The sequence below is a fragment of the Inquilinus limosus genome (genome assembly GCF_051487185.1).
Lineage (GTDB): Bacteria > Pseudomonadota > Alphaproteobacteria > DSM-16000 > Inquilinaceae > Inquilinus > Inquilinus limosus_F.
In genome coordinates this window covers 77,511-97,139 of record NZ_JAHVDK010000018.1, presented here as the reverse complement: position 1 = coordinate 97,139, position 19,629 = coordinate 77,511, and the positions used below count along the sequence as shown (strand labels likewise).

General features: G+C 70.3%; 22 protein-coding genes. 11 read left to right on the top strand and 11 right to left on the bottom strand.

The genetic code is table 11. From position 1 onward, the window contains the following. Positions 1 to 37 precede the first annotated feature (37 nt). Positions 38 to 340: a hypothetical protein gene (locus tag KXR53_RS20770; protein WP_437377170.1), complete on the bottom strand. Its 303-nt coding sequence runs from the start codon at positions 338 to 340 to the stop codon at positions 38 to 40. A gap of 206 nt (positions 341 to 546) precedes the next feature. Here KXR53_RS20770 and KXR53_RS20765 point away from each other — a divergent pair, with 206 nt between their 5' ends. Both KXR53_RS20765 and KXR53_RS20760 read left to right on the top strand, forming a co-directional pair. Further along, a complete protein-coding gene (locus tag KXR53_RS20765) occupies positions 547 to 1,779 on the top strand; it encodes a PQQ-dependent sugar dehydrogenase (RefSeq protein ID WP_437377169.1) in 1,233 nt (410 codons plus the stop codon). After that, positions 1,769 to 2,350, top strand: coding sequence for a c-type cytochrome (locus KXR53_RS20760; RefSeq protein WP_437377168.1), 582 nt, complete (start codon positions 1,769 to 1,771; stop codon positions 2,348 to 2,350). The genes KXR53_RS20765 and KXR53_RS20760 overlap by 11 nt, the downstream gene beginning before the upstream one ends. 133 nt (positions 2,351 to 2,483) lie before the next feature. Here the strand turns inward: KXR53_RS20760 and KXR53_RS20755 are convergent, their stop codons facing one another. Together KXR53_RS20755 and KXR53_RS20750 are read right to left on the bottom strand one after the other, a co-directional pair. Then, entirely contained in the window at positions 2,484 to 3,290 is an 807-nt protein-coding gene (locus KXR53_RS20755; protein ID WP_437377167.1) for a phytanoyl-CoA dioxygenase family protein, read from the bottom strand. 2 nt (positions 3,291 to 3,292) lie between these two features. Further along, positions 3,293 to 4,051 (bottom strand): NTP transferase domain-containing protein, encoded by a 759-nt coding sequence (locus KXR53_RS20750; RefSeq protein WP_437377166.1) that lies wholly within the window; start codon positions 4,049 to 4,051, stop codon positions 3,293 to 3,295. Between the two features lie 111 nt (positions 4,052 to 4,162). On the opposite strand from KXR53_RS20750, the gene aepX reads away from it, so the two are divergent. The 5 genes from aepX (at position 4,163) to KXR53_RS20725 (ending at position 9,639) form a co-directional block, all read left to right on the top strand. Further along, positions 4,163 to 5,857 (top strand): phosphoenolpyruvate mutase, encoded by a 1,695-nt coding sequence (aepX, locus tag KXR53_RS20745; RefSeq protein ID WP_437377165.1) that lies wholly within the window; start codon positions 4,163 to 4,165, stop codon positions 5,855 to 5,857. Positions 5,858 to 5,934: 77 nt separating this feature from the next. Further along, on the top strand, positions 5,935 to 7,107 hold the full coding sequence (gene aepY, locus KXR53_RS20740; RefSeq protein WP_437377164.1) for a phosphonopyruvate decarboxylase: 1,173 nt from the start codon (positions 5,935 to 5,937) through the stop codon (positions 7,105 to 7,107). Further along, the gene (locus tag KXR53_RS20735; protein ID WP_437377163.1) at positions 7,104 to 8,114 is read left to right on the top strand and encodes a flippase-like domain-containing protein; all 1,011 of its coding nucleotides are present in this window, start codon (positions 7,104 to 7,106) and stop codon (positions 8,112 to 8,114) included. The genes aepY and KXR53_RS20735 overlap by 4 nt, the downstream gene beginning before the upstream one ends. Further along, the gene (locus tag KXR53_RS20730; protein WP_437377162.1) at positions 8,111 to 9,217 is read left to right on the top strand and encodes a 2-aminoethylphosphonate--pyruvate transaminase; all 1,107 of its coding nucleotides are present in this window, start codon (positions 8,111 to 8,113) and stop codon (positions 9,215 to 9,217) included. The genes KXR53_RS20735 and KXR53_RS20730 overlap by 4 nt, the downstream gene beginning before the upstream one ends. After that, positions 9,214 to 9,639 carry a DUF2141 domain-containing protein gene (locus tag KXR53_RS20725; protein ID WP_437377161.1) on the top strand — a complete coding sequence of 142 codons (426 nt, stop codon included), beginning with the start codon at positions 9,214 to 9,216 and terminating at the stop codon, positions 9,637 to 9,639. Before KXR53_RS20730 ends, KXR53_RS20725 begins: the two co-directional genes overlap by 4 nt. On the opposite strand, the gene KXR53_RS20720 is transcribed toward KXR53_RS20725, so the two are convergent. Then, the gene (locus KXR53_RS20720) at positions 9,630 to 10,232 is read right to left on the bottom strand and encodes a CDP-alcohol phosphatidyltransferase family protein (protein ID WP_437377160.1); all 603 of its coding nucleotides are present in this window, start codon (positions 10,230 to 10,232) and stop codon (positions 9,630 to 9,632) included. The genes KXR53_RS20725 and KXR53_RS20720 overlap by 10 nt on opposite strands. On the opposite strand from KXR53_RS20720, the gene KXR53_RS20715 reads away from it, so the two are divergent. The 3 genes from KXR53_RS20715 to KXR53_RS20705 all read left to right on the top strand — a co-directional run bounded on the left by KXR53_RS20715 (position 10,219) and on the right by KXR53_RS20705 (position 11,971). Further along, the gene (locus KXR53_RS20715; RefSeq protein WP_437377159.1) at positions 10,219 to 10,446 is read left to right on the top strand and encodes a hypothetical protein; all 228 of its coding nucleotides are present in this window, start codon (positions 10,219 to 10,221) and stop codon (positions 10,444 to 10,446) included. The genes KXR53_RS20720 and KXR53_RS20715 overlap by 14 nt on opposite strands. Beyond that, on the top strand, positions 10,443 to 11,039 hold the full coding sequence (locus KXR53_RS20710) for a YcbK family protein (protein ID WP_437377158.1): 597 nt from the start codon (positions 10,443 to 10,445) through the stop codon (positions 11,037 to 11,039). The genes KXR53_RS20715 and KXR53_RS20710 overlap by 4 nt, the downstream gene beginning before the upstream one ends. A gap of 167 nt (positions 11,040 to 11,206) precedes the next feature. Then, complete coding sequence (locus KXR53_RS20705) at positions 11,207 to 11,971, top strand: tetratricopeptide repeat protein (protein WP_437377157.1); 765 nt, start codon at positions 11,207 to 11,209, stop codon at positions 11,969 to 11,971. A gap of 21 nt (positions 11,972 to 11,992) precedes the next feature. Here the strand turns inward: KXR53_RS20705 and KXR53_RS20700 are convergent, their stop codons facing one another. The 7 genes from KXR53_RS20700 to KXR53_RS20670 all read right to left on the bottom strand — a co-directional run bounded on the left by KXR53_RS20700 (position 11,993) and on the right by KXR53_RS20670 (position 18,402). Further along, positions 11,993 to 12,676, bottom strand: coding sequence for a CpaD family pilus assembly lipoprotein (locus KXR53_RS20700; protein WP_437377156.1), 684 nt, complete (start codon positions 12,674 to 12,676; stop codon positions 11,993 to 11,995). 8 nt (positions 12,677 to 12,684) lie between these two features. Then, a complete protein-coding gene (locus KXR53_RS20695; protein ID WP_437377155.1) occupies positions 12,685 to 14,304 on the bottom strand; it encodes a pilus assembly protein N-terminal domain-containing protein in 1,620 nt (539 codons plus the stop codon). Between the two features lie 8 nt (positions 14,305 to 14,312). Then, complete coding sequence (gene sctV / locus KXR53_RS20690; protein WP_437377154.1) at positions 14,313 to 16,397, bottom strand: type III secretion system export apparatus subunit SctV; 2,085 nt, start codon at positions 16,395 to 16,397, stop codon at positions 14,313 to 14,315. Next, entirely contained in the window at positions 16,394 to 16,735 is a 342-nt protein-coding gene (locus KXR53_RS20685; RefSeq protein WP_437377153.1) for a tetratricopeptide repeat protein, read from the bottom strand. The genes sctV and KXR53_RS20685 overlap by 4 nt, the downstream gene beginning before the upstream one ends. A gap of 5 nt (positions 16,736 to 16,740) precedes the next feature. Beyond that, positions 16,741 to 17,112, bottom strand: coding sequence for a hypothetical protein (locus tag KXR53_RS20680; protein WP_437377152.1), 372 nt, complete (start codon positions 17,110 to 17,112; stop codon positions 16,741 to 16,743). 28 nt (positions 17,113 to 17,140) lie between these two features. After that, the gene (locus KXR53_RS20675) at positions 17,141 to 18,121 is read right to left on the bottom strand and encodes a SctD/MshK family protein (protein ID WP_437377151.1); all 981 of its coding nucleotides are present in this window, start codon (positions 18,119 to 18,121) and stop codon (positions 17,141 to 17,143) included. Positions 18,122 to 18,234: 113 nt separating this feature from the next. Further along, positions 18,235 to 18,402, bottom strand: coding sequence for a hypothetical protein (locus tag KXR53_RS20670; protein ID WP_437377150.1), 168 nt, complete (start codon positions 18,400 to 18,402; stop codon positions 18,235 to 18,237). 591 nt (positions 18,403 to 18,993) lie between these two features. Between KXR53_RS20670 and KXR53_RS20665 the strand changes: the two genes are divergently transcribed. Continuing rightward, positions 18,994 to 19,590, top strand: coding sequence for a secretin N-terminal domain-containing protein (locus KXR53_RS20665; protein WP_437377149.1), 597 nt, complete (start codon positions 18,994 to 18,996; stop codon positions 19,588 to 19,590). Positions 19,591 to 19,629 lie beyond the last annotated feature (39 nt).

Below are 19,629 nucleotides of genomic sequence, written 5' to 3'. Positions count from 1 at the left end.
ACCTGCGCTCCCAGCCCGGCCGGCGGAAGGGCGACGATCACTCCGGCCGGAAGCGCCATTTCCGCTCGACCGCGGCGGTCAGGTCGATGCCGTTCGCCCGGGCGAACGGCAGGATATGGCCGAGCATGTCCGCGGTCTCGTCGGCCAGCGCCTGCCGCAGCTCCTCCTCGGACCGGCCATGCGTCCGGCCGCGGCCGGTCAGCCTGTTCCAGACCTGGGTCAGCTCGCCCAGCTCCTCGTGCAGCTTCAGGAGGAACCAGTCGGGGTCGCGTCGCAGCCCGTTGGTCTCGGCATAGACGCAGGACACGTTCTCGAACTGGTCCTTCAGGCGGTCGAGCATTGGCGGCTTCGGGCGGAGATTCGGCTTCCACAGGTTACCGGGACGCCGGAACGGCAGGATAGTTCCAGCAACGGGATAGGCATTTCAGCCTACCCGACGGCCGGTCGATACGTCATACTTATCGGATACGGAATACAGAATACCCGCTCATCCGGAACGACGACCGGCTTCCAGACAGCCGGTGGCGCAGAGAGAGGAGGACGCTCATGAGCACAAGGAGGGCCATGTCCGGCGTGGTCGCCGGCCTGTTCACCGTCTTCGCGGCCGGCGTGTCACTCGCCCAGCAGCCCCCGGTGCAGCCCGCTGCACCGGGCGAAGACGAATCCTGGGCGGCCGGGCGGCCGCGCAGCGACGCCGCTGTCGCCCTGGCGCCGGTTGGGGCGCCGCCGATCCCGACGCCAGCGGCGCGGCTGCCGGTGGCGAAGATGAAGGTGCCGGAAGGCTTCAAGGTCGAGGTCTGGGCCGCCGGCGTCGCCAATGCCCGGTCCATGGCCGTCGGCGACAAGGGCACGGTCTTCGTCGGCACCCGGCAGCTCGGCAACGTCTATGCGATCACCGACAGCGGCGGGAAGCGCACCGTGAAGACGATCGCCAAAGGGCTGCACCGGCCGAACGGCGTCGCCTTCAAGGACGGCGTGCTCTATGTCGCCGAGCTGTCGCGAATCCTGCGCTACGACGACATCGAGCAGCATCTCGACGCCCCGCCCGAGCCGAAGGTGATCTATGACGACCTGCCGAAGGACGAGCCGCACGGCTGGAAGTTCATCGCGATCGGGCCGGACGACAAGCTCTATGTCCCGATCGGCGCACCCTGCAACATCTGCGAGCCGCCGGAGACGCACGCCCAGATCCGCCGCATCGCCCTCGACGGATCGGGGGCCGAGGTGGTGGCGCGCGGCGTGCGCAACACCGTCGGCTTCGACTTCGACCCGAAGACCGGCGACCTCTGGTTCACCGACAACGGCCGCGATTGGATGTCCGAGGACATCCCGAACGACGAGCTGAACCGCCTGACGCGGCCGGGCGAGGAGCATTTCGGCTATCCGTTCTGTCACCAGGGCGATATCCGCGATCCGGAGTTCGGCTGGGGCAAGTCCTGCGAGGAGACCACCGCCCCCGCGGCGCTGCTGGGCCCCCACATCGCGGCGCTGGGGATGGAGTTCTACACCGGCAGCATGTTCCCCGAGGCCTATCGCGACGCGATCTTCATCGCCCGTCACGGTCCCTGGAACCGGACCGAGAAGATCGGCGGGGACATTGCCGTCGCCACGCTGGACGGCGACGGCCGCGTCACCAAGGTCGAGCCATTCCTGACCGGACTGATCGAGAACAACGGCTATCTCGGACGGCCGGTCGACGTGGAGACGCTGCCCGACGGCTCCCTCCTCGTCTCCGACGACCACAATGGCGCGATCTATCGTGTCAGCTATGGCGGCTGAGAGAGGCCTTCCTTGGCTGCTCGCCGGCGGCCTCGTCCTGGCGGCGGCCGCGGCGGTGGCGCAGAGCCTGGAGGAGCGCCTGCCGGCCTGCGCCGCCTGCCACGGCGAGGCCGGGGTCTCGCAGATGGAGGCCACGCCCTCCCTGGCGGCGCAGCCTTCGGCCTATTCGGTCGCGCAGCTCTACATGTTCCGCGAAGGCCTGCGGCCCGGCACGCCGATGACCGACATCGCCAAGGACCTGACCGACGAGGATCTACAGGCCTTCGCCGATCATTTCGCAGCGCTGCCGTCGCCTGCCCCTGCGACGGATGGGGACGCAGGACGACTCGAGCGGGGCCGCGCCCTGGCGCAGACACATCGCTGCGGCGTCTGCCACCGGCCCGACTTCTCGGGCCAGGGGCAGGTGCCGCGCCTGGCCGGGCAGCGCGAGGACTACCTGGCCAAGGCGCTGCGCGAGTACAAGAGCGGCGCTCGTCCGGGCTACGACCCGGCCATGGCCGAGGTCATGGCGCCGATCGGCGAGCCGGAGATCGATGCGCTCGCCTATTTCCTTGCGCGGACGGGCAGGTGATCGGAGAGAGACCACTCGCCGCTGCCCATGTCGTCATTGCGAGGAGGCGAAGCCGACGAAGCAATCCAGGGGCCGATGCGGGCCGCCCTGGATTGCTTCGCTGCGCTCGCAATGACGATGGGGCAGCGGGCCATCACACCCGGAACTTGTACTCCTTGCCCGGCTGGCGCTCGATATCGGGCGGGAAGTTGGCCCGCTTCTCCGTGAAATACAGCTCACGGTGGTCGCCATCGGCCAGACGGTTATAGGTGAGATACAGGATCCGCCGCGCCTTGTCGGTCAGGTTCGGCTTCGAGGCGTGCGGGGCGTAGCTGTCGAAGAACAGCACGTCGCCCGGCTCGGTCGGCACCGGCACCAGCTGGAAGCTGGCCATCTGCGCCTCGGTCAGCGGCTTCCACTCCTCGCCGATCAGCCCGGTCAGGCGCGGCATGTCCGCCATCTCCAGGCAGCCGTTCTCGACCGTGGCGCGGTCGACCGAGACCATCACGGTCAGGAAGATCGGGGCATAGCGCGACCAGCCGGCCTGCTGGTCCTGGTGCGGCTCGAAGCCGGCGCCGCCCGCCATCTTGAAGTTGATCTTCTCCTTGAATAGGCAGGACGGCGCACCCAGCAGCTGCTCCACCGCCCGGAACAGCCGGCCGTGGCGGACCAGCCCGTCGAATTCGGGGTGATAAGGGCAGAAATTCTCGATCCGCTGAACCACCCGCTTGGTGGGGTCGAGCAGGCTGGGCTCGTAATAGACCATGTGCTTGCCCGGCTCCTCGGGCATCGCGACCAGCTCGTCGGTCCAGCGGCTGATGGCGGCGGCTTCGTCCGGGCTGAAGAAGCCGCGGGCGGCGACCCAGCCGGTGCGGGTGTAGGCCGCGAGGTCCCCGTCCGAAAGGGGGGCCGAAAGCGGGCCGGCGGCCGTGGCGTCGGCGGGGGTCACGGTATCGGGCATTCTCAATGCTCCAGCTGCGGCAGGATCTCCCGCTGCGCGCGGGTCACGTCGACGTCGAAGTCGATCTCGGTCCAGGGCAGGTCGCTGATATCGGCGACGCCGAACCGGTGCGGATGCGCCAGGATCAGGTCCCGGATCGCCTCCTCGTACTCGACCGCGGTGATGCCCTGGCGGACATACCAATCGGTGCGGTCGCCGAGCGCACGGGCCATGTCGGGCGAGAAGCGGAAGAAGCCGACCGATTCGCCGTGCCAGTCGTGTGCGTGCTCGGGTTTCTTGCGGAAATCGACGATGGTGTCGCCGCGGAAGCAGATCTTCACCGGCTCGTCGCCCGGCTCGATCTCGCGGTCGACCAGCAGCGCGTTCTCCGGCGCCGCGGCCAGGAGGCGGCCGATCATCGGCTCCGGATACAGCACGTCGCCGTCCATCAGCACCACCGGCTTCCCGGCGGCGAGGCGGCCGCGCTGGACCCAGAGCGAGACCAGGCTGCCCTCGCGGTAGCGCGGGTTCTCGACGAAGCCGATGCGGCCGCCGAGTCCGAGTCGGTCGATCTCGCGGCGGATCTGTTCGCCCTCATGCCCGATGGTGATCGAGATGTCGTCGATCCCATTCGCGTGCAGCGCGGCGATGTGCCGTTCCAGAAGCGACCGTCCACCGAACCGGAGCAGGATTTTCGGGCCGCCGGCGGCCGATCCGAGGCGCCGGCCGATACCGGCCGCGAGGATGATCGCAGCGGCCGGCCGCCCATCGGGAAGTGACAATTCCGTGATGCTCCGGTTGCTTTTTTCTGACGCGGCCTGAAGATACAGGCCGAAATGGCGGCCCGGCAAGGCGCTGGACGGCCGAGATTCCGCAACCCGGACATCCGGTTCATGACCAAGAATGCGATGAAGGCTCTCGACGACACCGCCCTGACGGGCCCGTCCAACGCCGGCTCTTCCACCCGGGCCGACCGCCCGAAATCGGTCTTCGCGGCGCTGCGCGAGGAGATCTTCTCCCCGACCCTGTCCTTCCTGATGGAGGCCCATAACGGCCTCTCGGCGAAGATCGTGGAGGAGGCCGGGTTCCGCGGCGTCTGGGCCTCGGGCCTGACCACCTCGGCCAGCCTGGGCCTGCGCGACAGCAACGAAGCGTCCTGGACCCAGGTGCTGGACGTGCTGGAATACATGGCCGACGCGACCACGCTGCCAATCCTGGTCGACGGCGACACCGGCTACGGCAACTTCAACAACGTCCGCCGGCTGGTGCGCAAGCTGTGCGAACGGCGCATCGCCGGGGTCTGCATCGAGGACAAGCTGTTCCCGAAGACCAACTCCTTCATCGGCGAGGACCAGCCGCTGGCCGAGATCGAGGAGTTCTGCGGCCGCATCAAGGCCGGCAAGGACAGCCAGCTGGACGACGACTTCGTGCTGGTGGCCCGGGTCGAGGCGCTGATCTCCGGCCGCGGCATGGAGGAGGCGCTGCGCCGGGCCGAGGCCTATCACGCCGCCGGGGCCGACGCGATCCTGATCCATTCCAAGAAGTCGACGGCCAACGAGATCTTCACCTTCGCCGAGCGCTGGGGGAACCGGGCGCCGCTGGTGATCGTGCCGACGATGTACTACGCCACCTCGACCGACCTGTTCCGCCAGGCCGGCATCTCGACGGTGATCTGGGCGAACCACCTGCTGCGGTCCTCGATCACCGCGATGCGCGAGACCGCCCGGCGGATCTTCGAGGACGAGTCGCTGCGCGAGGTCGAGGGCCGGGTGGCGAGCGTGCGCGACATCTTCGCCCTGGTCGGCAACGCCGAGCTGGAGGCGGCGGAGCGGCGCTACCTGCCGGGCAAGGCCGCGCCGAAGGCCGTCGTTCTGGCGGCGTCGCGCGGCGACCTGGGCGACGAGCTGACCCGCGACCAGCCGAAATGCATGATCGACGTGCGCGGCCAGTCGCTGCTGCAGCGCCTGGTCTCGACCCTGGGCGACAGCGGTCTGAAGGACGTCACCGTGGTGCGCGGCTACCGCAAGGAGGCGGTGGTGGTGCCCGGGATCAAGACCGTCGACAACGACCGCTATGACGAGACCGGCGAGGTCTATTCCCTGGCTCAGGCGCGCCAGGCGCTGGAGGGCGAGGCGGTGGTGGCCTATGGCGACGTGCTGTTCCGCCGCTACATCCTGGACGGGCTGATGTCGAGCGAAGGCGACATCGTGCTGGCGGTGGACGCGATGAGCCTGTCGGTCAAGCAGCCGAAGAAGACGCTGCGCGACCTGGTCGCCGCCGACCGGCCCTATTCCGGCAGCTATCTCGACGACACGCCGGTGCATCTGAAGTCGATCTCCGAATCGATCCCGGCCGGCGACGTCAGCGGCGAATGGATCGGCCTGGCCCGGTTCAGCGCCCAGGGGGCCGCCTGGCTGCGCGAGGAGATCGATCGGATCGAGGCCGAGGGCCTGCTGGAGACTGCGGACCTGCCGCTGCTGCTGACCCGCCTGGCGGCCCGGCATCCGGTGGTGGTGCAGTATTTCACCGCCCATTGGCTGGACGTCGACACGCTGAGCGACCTCGCCGACGCCCGGAACTTCACCTGAGGAAATGCGGCGCGCGACCCAGCCATGCGTCGGCGCGCCGCTTCCCTCCGGCGCCATCGCGCTCTAGAAGGGCGGGCATGATCACCGCAGACGAGTTCATCGCGGCGGCGAAGGCGCGCGGCCACGATTTCTACACCGGGGTGCCGTGCAGCTTCCTGACCCCGCTGATCAACGGCGTGCTGTCGAGCAAGGCCCTGACCTATGTCGGCGCCGCCAGCGAGGGCGAGGCGGTGGCGATCGCCGCCGGCGCCTGGCTGGCCGGGCGCCGGACGGTGGTCATGTGCCAGAACTCGGGCCTGGGCAATGCGGTCAATCCGCTGACCTCGCTGAACGCGCCGTTCCGCATCCCGACCCTGTTCGTCACCACCTGGCGCGGCCAGCCCGGCCTGCCGGACGAGCCGCAGCACGAGGTGATGGGCCGGATCACCCAGGACCTGCTGGCGCTGATGGAGATCCCCCAGGCCCCCTTCCCGGCCGCGCCTGAGGTGCTGGGCCCGGCGCTGGATCAGGCCGCGGCCCGGATGGACGAAAGCGGCCTGCCCTATGCCTTCGTGATAAAGAAGGGCGATGTCCGGGACGAGGATCTGCAGGCCCCACCCCTTCCCCTGCCCCGCCCGGGCCGCCGCGCCGACTGGCCCGAGGCCGGGCCGCCCCCGGCCCGCGCCGCCGTGCTGGAGCGCTTCCTGGCCCTGACCGACGACCGCACCGCGGTGGTGGCCACCACCGGCAAATGCGGCCGCGAACTGTTCACCCTGGCCGACCGCAAGCAGCACATCTACCAGGTCGGGTCGATGGGCGGCGCCTCCGGTATGGCACTGGGCGTGGCGCTGAACACCACCGCGCCGGTAGTGGTGCTGGACGGCGACGGCGCCGCGCTGATGAAGCTGGGCACCTTCGCCACCATCGGCGCCCAGGCGCCCGGCAACCTGATCCACATCCTGCTCGACAACGGCGTGCATGATTCGACCGGCGGCCAGGCCACGGTCTCCGCCTCGGTCGACTTCGCCGCGATCGCGCTGGCCTGCGGCTATCAGTTCGCCGCCTCCTGCACCGGCCTGGACGGGTTCGAGGCGGCGTTCCGCGCCGCGTCCGAGGCGCCGCGGCCGGCGCTGATCCATGTCCGCATCGCCCCCGGTTCGATGGACAAGCTGGGGCGGCCGACCGTCGCCCCGGCCGATGTCGCCCGCCGCTTCCGGGACTTCCTCGCCGGCGTCCGCCCGGCCGCAACGGATGCTGGCACCGCATCATGAAATGGCCCGCCTGCATCGGAATCGCCGTCGGCCTGACGGTCGCGGTCGTGCTGGTCTGGCTGACCGGCGCCGCCGAGATCTGGGCGGCGCTGACCGGCGCCGGCTGGGGCATCCTGGCCGTGATCGCCCTGCACTTCCCGCAGTTCCTGTTCTCCTCGCTCGGCTGGCGGGTGCTGGTGCCGGATCGGCCGGTGCCGAGCTTGCCCTATTTCATCCGGCTGCGCTGGATCCGCGAGGCGATCAACGCGCTGCTGCCGGTGGCGCAGATCGGCGGCGAGCTGATCACCGCCCGCCTGCTGGCGATGCGCGGCGTGCCGCTGCACCGCTCCGGCGCCGCCATCGTCGTCGACCTGACGACGCAGATGGCCAGCCAGGTGGTGTTCACCGTCTTCGGCCTGGGACTGCTGCTGCTGGGCGCCCATGATGGGGCGATGACGCCCTGGATCATCGCCGGCACCAGCGTCGGGCTGGTGCTGGTCGTGCTGTTCATCGGCGCCCAGCGCTTCGGCATGTTCAAGGTGCTGGAGCGGGCGCTGATCCGGCTGGCCGACAAGTTCGGCTGGTCGTCGCTGGGCGAGGTCTCCGGCCTGCACGATTCGATCGTGTCGCTGTACGACGACCATGCCCGCCGGGTCTGGGCGTCCGGCGGCCATCACCTGCTTTCCTGGCTGCTCGGCTGCCTCGAGATCTGGGCGACTCTATGGGCGCTGGGCCTCGACGCCGGGCTGCGCGAGGCGGTGATCATCGAGAGCCTGGCCCAGGCGGTCCGGGTCGCCGGCCTGCTGGTGCCAGGCGCGCTCGGCGTGCAGGAGGGCGGCTTCATCGTCATCTGCGGCCTGCTCGGCATCCCGCCGCACAGCGCCGTGGCCATGGCGCTGATCCGCCGGATCCGTGACATCGTCCTCGGCGTGCCGGGCCTGATGGCCTGGCAGGTGATGGAGGGCCGGCACCTGGCCCGCCGCCGGGCCCTGGCGCGCGCCGCGGCGGCCTCGGAGGCGTCCTCGTGAGCCGCGGCCCGAGTGAGCCGGCCCTGCTGACCCCGGGGCCGCTGACCACGCGGATCGAGACCCGCCGCGCCATGCTGCGCGACTGGGGCTCGCGCGACCGCGCCTTCATCGCCCTGACGGCGGAACTGCGGCAGCGGCTGCTGGCCGTCGCCCGGGGCGAGAACAGCCACGTCGTGGTCCCGCTGCAGGGCAGCGGCACCTTCATCACCGAAGCCGCCATCGCCACGCTGATGCCGCCGACGGGCAAGCTGCTGGTGCTGGCCAATGGCGCCTATGGCGAGCGCATGGTCGCGATCGCCAACCGCCTGGGACGGGCGGTCGAGGCGCTGCGCTGGCCGGAGGACCGGCCGGTGGAACCGGACCAGGCCGAACGGGCGCTGGCGGCGGATCCTACGATCACTCACGTCGCTCTCGTTCATTGCGAGACCACCTCGGGCCTGCTGAACCCTTTCGAGGCGGTGGCCGAAGTCGTCGCCGCGCAGGGCCGGGCGCTGATCCTGGACGCGATGAGCAGCTTCGGCGCGCTGCCGATCGACCTGTCCGCCGCCCCGGCCACGGCGGTGCTGGCCTCCAGCAACAAGTGCCTGGAGGGCGTGCCCGGCATCGGCTTCGCCCTTGTCGAACGCCAGGCGATCGCGGCGGCGAAGGGCAACAGTCCGTCACTCAGCCTCGACCTGCACGACCAGTGGCGCGGCTTCGAGGGCAACGGCCAATGGCGCTTCACGCCGCCGGTGCAGGTGGCGGCGGCGCTGGTCGAGGCGCTGCGCCTCTTGGAGGCCGAAGGCGGCCCGGCCGCCCGGCTGCGCCGCTACCGGGACAATTTCGACACGCTGGCCGCAGGCATGCGGCGGCTGGGCTTCCGCCTGTTCCTCGACCCGGCGGTGCAGGCGCCGATCATCGCCACCTTCCACCCGCTGGACGATCCGCGCTTCGCCTTTGACCGCTTCTACGAGGCGCTGGCCGCGCGCGGCTTCCTGATCTATCCGGGCAAGCTGACCCGGGCCGACAGCTTCCGCATTGGCTGCATCGGCGCCCTCGATCGCGACGATTTCCAGGCTCTGCTCGTTGCCATCGAGGAAGCGCTGTCGGAGATGCGCCGATGAGGATCCCTCTCCTGGCAGGCGCGGCCGCCGCCTGGCTCGGCCTGGGTGGTGCCGCGGCTGCGGCGACGGTGGAGATCACCGTCACCAACATCAAGGAGGCCAAGGGCACGATCCGGATGTCGCTGTGCCCCCAGGCCAAGTTCCTGCAGGACGACTGCCCCTACAGCGGCACGGCGCCGGCCGCGGTTCCCCAGGCGACCGTGCTGATCCCGAACGTCGCCCCCGGCGTCTACGCCGCCCAGGGCTTCCAGGACGTCAACGACAACCACGAGGTCGACCGCACCCTGCTGGGCGTGCCCGAGGAAGGCGTCGCCTTCTCGCGCAATCCCTCCTATTTCTTCGCCCCGCCGAACTTCAAGGACGCTGCCTTCACCGTCAGCCCGCAAGGGACGCGGATCACCGTCCGGCTGCGCTACTTCTGAACGGCAGGCTTCGGCCGCCGCGACAGCACCCCGAGCCACAGTGCGCCGGCCGGGGTGATCACCGCCGCCGCGATCAGCATCGGCCAGGCCAGGTCGAGCCAGAGGAAAACCGGCACCAGGGCCAGCGCGTCGTCGGGGTCGACCACCACGCCGCGATGGCGCATGGCATAGCGCGACAGCTCGATCACCTTGGTCACGTTGAGCTGCCAGAACAGGACCGCGATCCCGAGGCCGGCCGCCACGCCGAGCAGCACCGGGGCGATGCCGAGGCCGGATCCGGCCAGGCCGATGCCGATGCCGATGAAGGTGATCGCGTCGCACAAGCAGTCGGTGACGAGATCGTAGCGGTGGCCCCATGGGCTCATCTGGCCGGTCTGCCGCGCCAGCTCGCCGTCGGCCCGGTCGAACAGCATCGACAGCAGGAACACCACCCCACCGAGATCGGCCCAGCCCCCGCCGGCCGCGAAACCCGCCGCCGCCGCAACACCGGTGATCAGCCGCACGGTGGTGAGCTGATTCGGCGTAACGCCGGTCGGCGCGATCCGCCGGACCGCGGGGCGAACGATGCGATGGATCAGGGTGTCGTGGCTCATCCTATATCTGCTGTCTCCGCGCCCCGTCCCGAAGGCGCCCGTCTCGGGCTTCTACACCATCAAGCCGGATGCAAGGCAACGGTCTCAGCAGTTCCTGCGTCGAATCGGCGATGCGTCCTGTCACGAAGGCGTGATTGCAATCCGTCGCCGGCTCTGCGAAATGCTTATTATCGTCGCGCTGGGTTTCGTCGCCTGCGAGGCTGCTTTTTCATGACCGCGTCCATACCCTCCCGGCCCCTGGTTCCGATTCTCACCCGCCGCGCCGCGCTCGGCATCGTCGGCGGCATCGCCCTGGCCGGACCGGCCGCCCATGCCCTGCCCCCGGCGGCGCGTCCGGGATCGCTGCTGGACGAGGTGCACAACCGGGTGCCGCCCTATCTTGAGCTGACCCACGCCCATACCGGCGAGAAATATGCCGGCCAGTTCTACGGCCCGACCGGCTATGAGGTGGCCGAGTTGCAGAAGCTCGACTGGTTCCTGCGCGACTGGCGCCAGGGCCTGAGCGTGCAGATCGATCCGCGGCTGTTCTGGGCCCTGGCGGTGATCCGGGCGGTGGCCCAGCGGGCCGGCTTCAGCGGCAAGGCGACGATCAATTCCGGCTACCGCACGCCGCAGACCAACTCCTCGCTCGAAGGCGCCGCCCGCAACTCCCTGCACATGGCCGGTCGGGCGATCGACCTGACCTTCGACAAGGTGCCGCCGCACCAGCTGGTCGGCTGCGCCCTGGCGCTGCAGATCGGCGGCGTCGGCCAGTATCCGGGCTTCACCCATATCGATTCCGGCAATCTGCGCACCTGGGAAGGCTGACCGCCGCGATCGGGGAGCGCGACCATGCGCCGGCTCGGACGAGATTCCCAATCGTGGAGTCGACGCGGCGGCGCGATCATTCTATCCATGTTCCAGCCCTGCGCCGCCGCGCAGGCACGCCGCCGGATACGCCCCGGACTCGCTGTTCCAAGGGAGAGCCCGCCGCCATGCCGTTCCCGTTCACCCGTGCCGCCATCGTCGCCACGGCCCTGATCGTCGCGGGTTGCGGCGAATCGTCGACGACTTCGCTGCTCCGGATGGGCGACAGCATCCGCGCCGCGGGCGATCCCGCCACCGCGATCACATTCTACCAGCGCGCCGCGACCGAGGACCCGGACAATCCCCAGCCGATGATCAAGCTGGGCGACGCGATGGTGCAGTCCGGTGATCCGGTGCGGGCGGCCAGCTACTACCACGCCGCCCTGGCGATCGAGCCGACCAATGTCGACGCCCTGCGCGGCCTGGGCAAGGTGCAGCTGGCCCAGGGCAAGCCGCAGGAGGCGATCGCAGTGCTCGACCAGGCGCTGGCCCGCAAGCCGGACGACGCGCAGACGGTGCTGGTCAAGGGCACCGCGCTGGCCCTGCTGGGTCGGCCGCAGGAGGCGCAGGGGCTGTACCAGAGGGCGCTGACGAAGGAGCCGACCAATGTCAGCCTGAAGACCAACCTCGCCCTTTCCTACGCCCTGGCCGGCGACACCGGCGAGGCGGTGCGGGTGATGCGCGAAGCCGCGGCCGCGCCCGACGCCACGGCGGTGCAGCAGCGCAACCTGGCGCTGGTCCTGGCGATGGACGGCAAGACCCAGGAGGCGCGCCGGGTGGCCGATGCGGCCCTGCCGGCGAAGGAGGCGCGCAACCTGGTCAACGCCGCGCGCCGGATCCGCGGCATCAAGGACCCGGCGCGGCGGGCCCAGGCGATCGGCACGATCGGCTGAGCCGGCGACCGCCGCCCCAAGCTACGGGGCGGCGCCGGCGGAGATGTCGGTGGTCCCGGACTCGGTCGACGGCGGCAGGACCATGCCCGCCTGGCTGCGCTCGCCGCGGGCATCGGTCCCGAGATCGGTCGCATCGCCGCCACCGAGCTGCAGATAGCGCTCGGCCGCCCGGACCGAGGGGTTGGCGAAGGCCGGGCCCATCTGGCGGCCCTGGAACAGGTCACTCTTGCGCTCGACCTGCAGCGCCAGGTTCAGGTCGTTGGCGCAGCCCAGGGGCAGGTCCTCCGGCAGCGAGCCGTCGGGGTTCATGCAGCGCTTGGGCCAGAGTACCTGCTGCCCGGCCGCCGCCACCTGCACCGTGTCGGAGGCGGCGGGATCGCTGACCAGCGAGATGTTGTAGCGGCCGGCGCCGCGCAGCGCCGCCGCCACCGCCTCCTGCCGCGCCGCCGCCCGCGGGCCGCCGGCGGCGACGGTGATGGAGGATCCGGGGGCCAGCCCCGCGCCGCGGACGAACTCGACCAGGCGGGCGCGCTCGGTCGCGCTCAGGCTCGACGCCTGGGGCGCGAACAGCACCGGATGCGCCACCGGCGTCGACAGGGTGGTGTAGCCGTCCTCCGGCCAGTCCGGGAACTTGTGTTCGCAGGCGGCCAGGACGCCGGCGAGGGCCAAGGCCGCGAAGAGTTGCGGTCGGATCGGAAACGTCATGGCACGTCCTATTCGAGCACGAAGCCGGCGCTGCCGCCGGTCATGGAGGGGGATTGGCGCGCCCGCCGCACGGTCGGCTCGGTGCGCTGCGCCGGCACCGCCACCGACTTGGGCGACTCCGCCGGCTTCATCAGGAACGGAGTGATCAGGATCACCAGCTCGGTCTCGTTGCGCTTGTACCGGCTCGACTGGAACAGCTTGCCGAGGATCGGGATGTCACCGAGCACCGGGATCTTGTCGGCCACGTTCGACATGTTGCGCTGGAACATGCCGGCCAGCGCGAAGGTCTGGCCCGAGGCCAGCTCGATCGTGGTCTCGGCCCGGCGCACGATCAGCGACGGGACCGAAACCCCGTCGCTCTCAACCCGCGCGTCGTCGCTGAGCTCGCTGACCTCCGGCTTCACCCGCATGGCGATGCGCTCGCCGGGCAGCACGGTCGGGACGAAGGACAGCGACACGCCGAACTGCTTGTATTCGATCGTCACCGTCTCGTTGCCCTGAGGCACCGGGATCGGGAACTCGCCGCCGGCCAGGAAGTTCGCGGTCTCGCCGCTGACCGCGGTCAGGGTCGGCTCGGCCAGGATGCTGACCAGACCCTCGCGCTGCAGCGCGTCGATCACGGCATCGACGTTGTAGCCGCCGCTGTGGTAGCCGGCGGTGGCGGTGCCGGGCAGGTTGGTTACCGGGGGCATGCCGCCGCTGACCAGGCCGATGTTGAACTTGCCGATCTCGAACATCGCCTGCCAGTTAATGCCGAGATTCTCCACCGCGTTGCGCTGGACCTCGGCGAAGCGGACGCGGATGCCGACCTGCTGCGACCCCTTCAGAGTGTTCAGGTTCATCGCCCCGCCGGCGTTGCTGCCGAGCTGCTGGGCCAGCGCGTCGAGCTTCATGGCGCTGCCGAGATCGGCCACCGTCCCGGTGGTCACTGGGCGGTCCTGGATGTAGCCCATCTGGCCGCCGCTGGCCGGGGCCACCCGCATCATCTCGCGCTGCGCCGCCGTCTCGTCCTGGCTGACCCGGACATTGGCCGCGGCCACCACCTGGTCGGCGCTGCTGAGCGCGAACAGGTTGGTGGTGCCGGAGGACACGCCGTAGATATAGGCCGAGCGGGCGGACACCATCTCGACGTCCAGCACGTTCGGATTGGCCACAAGCACGGTCTGCACCGGCATGGCGAAGGTCAAGAGGTTGCCCTGCCCGACCTTCATCTCGATCAGCGACCGGCTGGGCGTCAGCCCCGGCTGCGCCTGCCGCGGCGGCGCCGGCGAGACCTGCATCATCGGCCCCTGCGGCGCGCCAGGGGCGGCTGGCTGGCCCGGCTGCAACGATGGCGGCGGCTGCATCGCCGGCGTCATCTGCGGCGGGGTGTCCGGCATGCCCGGCGGCACGGTCACGATCTTCGGGGCCGCGGCCGGCGCCCGCAAGGCGGTGACGTCCTCGGTCGGGGTCACCGACGCGTCGGGCGCGGCCCCAGGCTCCTGCGCCTGGGTCGGCAGCGGCTGCACCGTCATGCCCCCGTCCGGCCCGGCCTGGGCCTGCGCACGCGGAACACCGACCGCGATGGCCGCGACCAGGACGGTCATGGCGGCGAGGGCGCGGCGCAATCGGGATCGTGACTGGTCCATCTTCCCTCTCACTCCGCGGCGGCCCGGTCGACCCCAGCATCCTGGCGGACGCGGCGGCCGGTCAGCCGGACCACCGCCACCGGCTGCACCGTGTAGTCCGAAGCGATCTCGGCATAGGACAGCACCACCGCCTCGACCCGGTTCCGGGTCAGCGTCTGGCGCAGGAACCGGCGGGTGTCGAGCGCGGTCAGGATCACCGGCGGCCGGCCGCCGGCCACCACCCGGCCGAGATGGCCGCGAATGGTGTCGACCAGCTCCTCGGCCTGGCCTTCGGGCAAGGCGAGATAGGCGCCGACCGTGGTCTGCCGGATCGACTGGCGCAGCACATCCTCGGCGCTGCGGTCAAGGATCAGCGCGTGGATGACCTTCCGCTCGTCGGCATGGGCGTGGCAGATCTGCCGCTTCAGCCCGCCGCGGACATATTCGGTGAGCAGGATCACGTCCTGCTCCTTCTGCCCCCATTCGGCCAGCGTCTCCAGCACCAGCCGGTGGTTGCGCAGCGAGATGCCCTCCTCCAGCAGCCGGCGGAACACGTCGGCGAGCTGGTTGACCGACAGGTTGCGCTGCGCCTCGCGCACCAGGTCACCGCGCGTCGCCTCGATGCCCTTGAGGAAGGCCATGGTCTCCTGGATGCCCAGGAAATGCGGGGCGTAGCGGCGCAGCGCCCGGGTCAGCGCCTCGGCCACGATCTCCTCCGCCGTCGCGAAGCCGATGCCGGCCTCGGCCAGCGCCGTCTCGTGCCGGGCGTCGAGCCAGTGCTGGACCGCCCCGCCCGGGCCTTCGCCGGTCTCGGCGGAGAGACCCAGGAGGTCGAGATGCATCGGGTCGTCGCGCAGCAGGATCCGGCCCGGCCGCGCCGTTCCGGCTTCGACCGGGACCCCGTCGACGTCGATCCGGAAGCCGTCCGGCAGCAGCGTGCCGCCGGGCCCGACCCGACCGACCGGGAACGGCACGCCGAGGTCCTGCTCCAGCTCCGCCGCCGTGTCCCGCGCCAGCCGCTCGGCCGCGGCGCGGCCCAGCCCGGCCGCCACATAGGCGCCGAGATGCAGCGTCACCGTGTCGTCCCCCGCCGCTTCCGAAGCGGCGTCCTCCTGCGCGGCCGCCCCGGCGATGCTGCGCAGCATCCGACGCCGGCGCAGCAGCACGCCGCCGGTCATGGCGGCGGCGATGGCGAGGAAGATCAGGGTCGGGAAGCCTGGGATGAAGCCGAGCAGCGCCACCACCCCCGCCGCCATCAGCAGCGCGCTGGAGTTGGCGCCCAGCTGGCGGGCGATGTCGGCGCCGAGGTTGCGGCTGTCCGTCGTGGTGACGCGGGTGACGACGGTGCCGGAGGTGATGGCGACGAACAGCGCCGGGATCTGCGACACTAGCCCGTCGCCGATGGTCAGCAGCGAATAGACGTGCATCGCCTGGCCCAGCGACATGCCGTGCTGCAGCATGCCGATGGCGAGGCCGCCGATCAGGTTGACTGCGACGATGATGAGCCCGGCGATCGCATCGCCCTTCACGAACTTCATGGCGCCGTCCATGGCGCCGTAGAGCTGGCTCTCCTTCTCCAGCTCCTGCCGCCGGCGCGTCGCCTCGGCCAGGTCGATGTCGCCGGAGCGCAGCTCGCCATCGATGCTCATCTGCTTGCCGGGCAGGGCATCCAGGGTGAAGCGGGCCGCGACCTCGGCCACCCGCTCGGCGCCCTTCACCACCACCACGAACTGGACCACGGTGATGATCAGGAAGATCACGAGGCCGATCGCGAGGCTGCCGCCGATGACGAACTCGCCGAAGGTCTGGATGATCGCTCCGGCATCGGCGTCCATCAGGATCAGCCGGGTGACGCCGATCGACAGCGCCAGGCGGAAGACGGTGGCGATCAGGATCACCGACGGCAGCACCGACAGCTCAAGCGGGCTGCGCAGATAGACCGCCACCATCAGCAGCAGGACCGCGAAGGTCATGTTGCAGGCGATCAGCGCGTCGACCAGCAGCGTCGGCAGCGGCAGGATCATCAGGAGGATGGTTGCGACCAGCAGGGCCACGATCATCAGGTCCTGCCGCCCCGCCGCCGCGGCCAGGGCCGATTGCCAGCGTGCGCTCATGCTGCCACCGCCACCCGCCCGTCGCGAGCGTCGAGATAATCGCGGAAGGCGCGCCGCGCCGCGTCGATCTCGCCCAGCTGATGCAGCGCCCGGCTGCGCAGCAGGTGCCGCGCCGCGGCCGGCGGCTCGGCCTGGTCGAGCCGGTCGAGGATCTCGATCGCCTGGCCGGGGCGGCCGACCGCGAGCAGGGCGACGGAGAGCGCCCGCAGCGCCGCCGGATCGGCCTCGCCGCCACGCGACGCCAGCAGCAGCGCGAGTGCCAGGGCCCGCCGGTTCTGGCCGTGCCGCAGATAGTCGAAGATGAGGCGATGCAGGGTGTCGCGCTGGGCCGGCGTCATCCGCGTCACCCGCCGATCAAATCGTTTAGCCGGGCGCGCAGCAGGTCGTGTTTGCGCAACTCCTGCAACAGCACGGCGCTGCCCCAGCGGGCCAGCCGGTCCTCGGGCGCTTCCGCCTGCAGCAGGTCCAGGATATCGGCCAGGGTCTCGGCCTGGCTGCCGGGGACGGCATGGATCTCCCCGGCCGCGACGGGGCGGATGTAGTCCAGCACCTCCTCGCGCAGCCGCGAGGTCCGGTCCCGCCGGCTGCGCACGGCCCCGGCCCGGCGCGGCGTCGGCGCGCCGGCGGCGGTGACCGGGCGTCCGGCGATGCCGTCCGGCTGCTGGCCGGCCCGGATCCCATCGAGCGGCTCGGTGCGTGGCTGGATCGTCGTCATCTCTATTCCCCCGTTCCCCGGCGTCCGACTACGGCTTGGCGGGGTCGGTCAGGACCATCACGAAGGTCTGCCCCGAGCGGCTGCGCAGGGTGACGGCATCGGCCTGGATCCTGTCGACCGACCAGCCGCCACCGAGATCGGCCCCTTCGAAATATTTCGAGCCGGTGTGGGTGATCAGATACGGGTTGTCGCCGGTCCACACCGCCTGGATCACGATCTCGGGCGCGCCGCTGCTCGCTCCGGTGGCCACTTCGGACGCCAGCAGGGCGGAGGCGGCGAAGGTGCGGTCGAACCAGGCCTGGATCTCGCGCCACTGCGCCATGTCGGCGGGCGACAACCGGCCCGAGGCGACGATGCGGCTGCCCTTCGTCGTCAGGGTGACGCCGTCGAGATGGGCGGCGTCGATCCGCGCCTGCAGCGCCTCCCGCGGCGTCTGCTGCCGCGGCACGACCGGCGCGAGCGCCGCGGTCTGGACTGCCGGCTTTCCGGCTTCGGGCGTCGCCGTCGGCCCGGCCGCCGGGCGGTCCGAGCCGCCGCCGGACGACAGCGCGATTCCGGACAGGCCGCCCAGGATCACCAGCAGCGCGACCGTCACGGTGATGGCACGGAGGCGCGGCCCGCCGACGGTCGCTTCGACCGGGCTGCGCAGCACGATCCGCGAGGCCCCCAGCGTCAGCTCGGCCGGCAGCGGCAGGGTCACCGCGCCGCCGGGCTCCATCGTCCCGGCCCGACCCGGCACGACCACGGCGCCGGCCAGCGGTTCGACCCGCACGCGCTGGCGGCCGATGTCGATCAGGGCGTGGACCGGCGCCAAAGTCGCGTCGGCGAGGACAATATCGGAGTCGAGGCCGCTGCCGACCCGGTAGGGGGCGGGCGCCAGCTTCTGGACGGTGCCGGCATTCGGCCCCTCGAGCACGAACAGGGTGACCGAGGGCGACTGGGGGAAGAATCGTTGGATCGCCCCCTGGAGGGGACCGTCAGAGAGGAGCGCCTTGAATTTCGAGAGCATGGCCCACCCCACGCGGCGCCTCGATCAGCGGCGAAAGCGAGCGCGACCGAGGCCGGCCGCGCTCGCCAGACTGAACAGCGATGAAACTCAGGAGCCGGAGCGGCGTCCGGAGATCAGCCCTTGCGGGCCGCGTCCTGAAGCGCCTGGGCCCACTTGTCCAGCTTCTGGTTCTTCTGGGTCTCCCAGGCGGTATCGATGGTGTCCTGGGCATTCTGCTTGCGGATCTCGGCCATCTGGGCCTTCACATCCGCCATCGGATCGGTGCCGGAAGTCGACGCCATAACACTCTCCTCCTCAATGCGACTCTCAGGATTCACAAAGCCGAAACACGATTGAAGTGCGGGCTCGAAGCTTTGGCGTGGCACGCCGAATCGCCGAATTTCTTGCCAGCGTCCGGGCCAAACAATCCTAGGCCCGCATCCCTGGCCAGCCTGACCCAAATGCCGGCTCGACGCCAGGGTTCTCCCCACCCTTCGAAACTACTATCCGACTATGCGGTAAACTGCCGTCAGGTCAAGCACTTCGACATGACAATGCACCCGCATTTCGGCGTCCGGCGAATTCAACAAAACTTTAACAAAAGACGAGGAACCCGGCGAAGCGTCTAAGCGTTTAGGTCTGCCCAACGTCTGGACGTTTCATAGTCGGTTTCAGCCGGCGGGGCGCTTGGATTGGCTTTTGCACCTCCGGCTATGCAGCGTTATAAAGGCCGGGGCGGGCCGGCGATCCGGACATATCGGCGGGAAGTCTTGATGCGGGTGGGGATGGCAATCAGGACAAAAGGACTAACAGGACTTTTGTCAAACGAACGCCAGCGGGATGCGGCCACGCTTTCGCTTGCCCTTCTGATCCCCCTGACCGCCGGCCCGGTCATGGCGCAGCAGCCCGCGCCCCCCGCCGCCGTGGCGGCGCCCGCCCCCACCGTCGCCGCGACTCCGGCTCCCCCTGCTTCGGCCGATCTCGCCGCGGCCCAGGGCCGCCGGGCCCTGCCCTGGCCCGACAAGCCGTATCCCTATGTCGTCCTGGACCAGGACGTGCGCGACGTGCTGGCGGCCTTCGGCAGCAACCTCGATATCCCGGTCAAAATCAGCGACAAGGTGTCCGGCCGGGTGCGCGGGCGGCTGCCGGAGCTGACGCCGCAGAAGCTGCTCGACCACCTCGCCGCCAGCTTCGGCCTGCAATGGTACTATGACGGCCAGGTCCTGTACGTGACCACGGTCGAGGAGGCGGTGTCGGAGATGCTGCCCCTCGGCCCGATTCGGTTCGAGGAGCTGCAGGCGTCGCTGGCCAGCCTGAAGCTCGACGACCCGCGTTTCCCGCCGCGGCCGCTGGCCAGCGCCAATGTCGCGCTGGTGTCGGGGCCGCCCCGCTATGTCGCCCTGGTCAAGGAGACCATGCAGGCGCTGCAGCAGGCCTATCAATTCCAGACCACGATCGTGCGCGGCCGCACCGGGAAGCCCGGATCATGAGCCAGCCGCGACGCCGCCATACCGACCAGACCCGTTTCA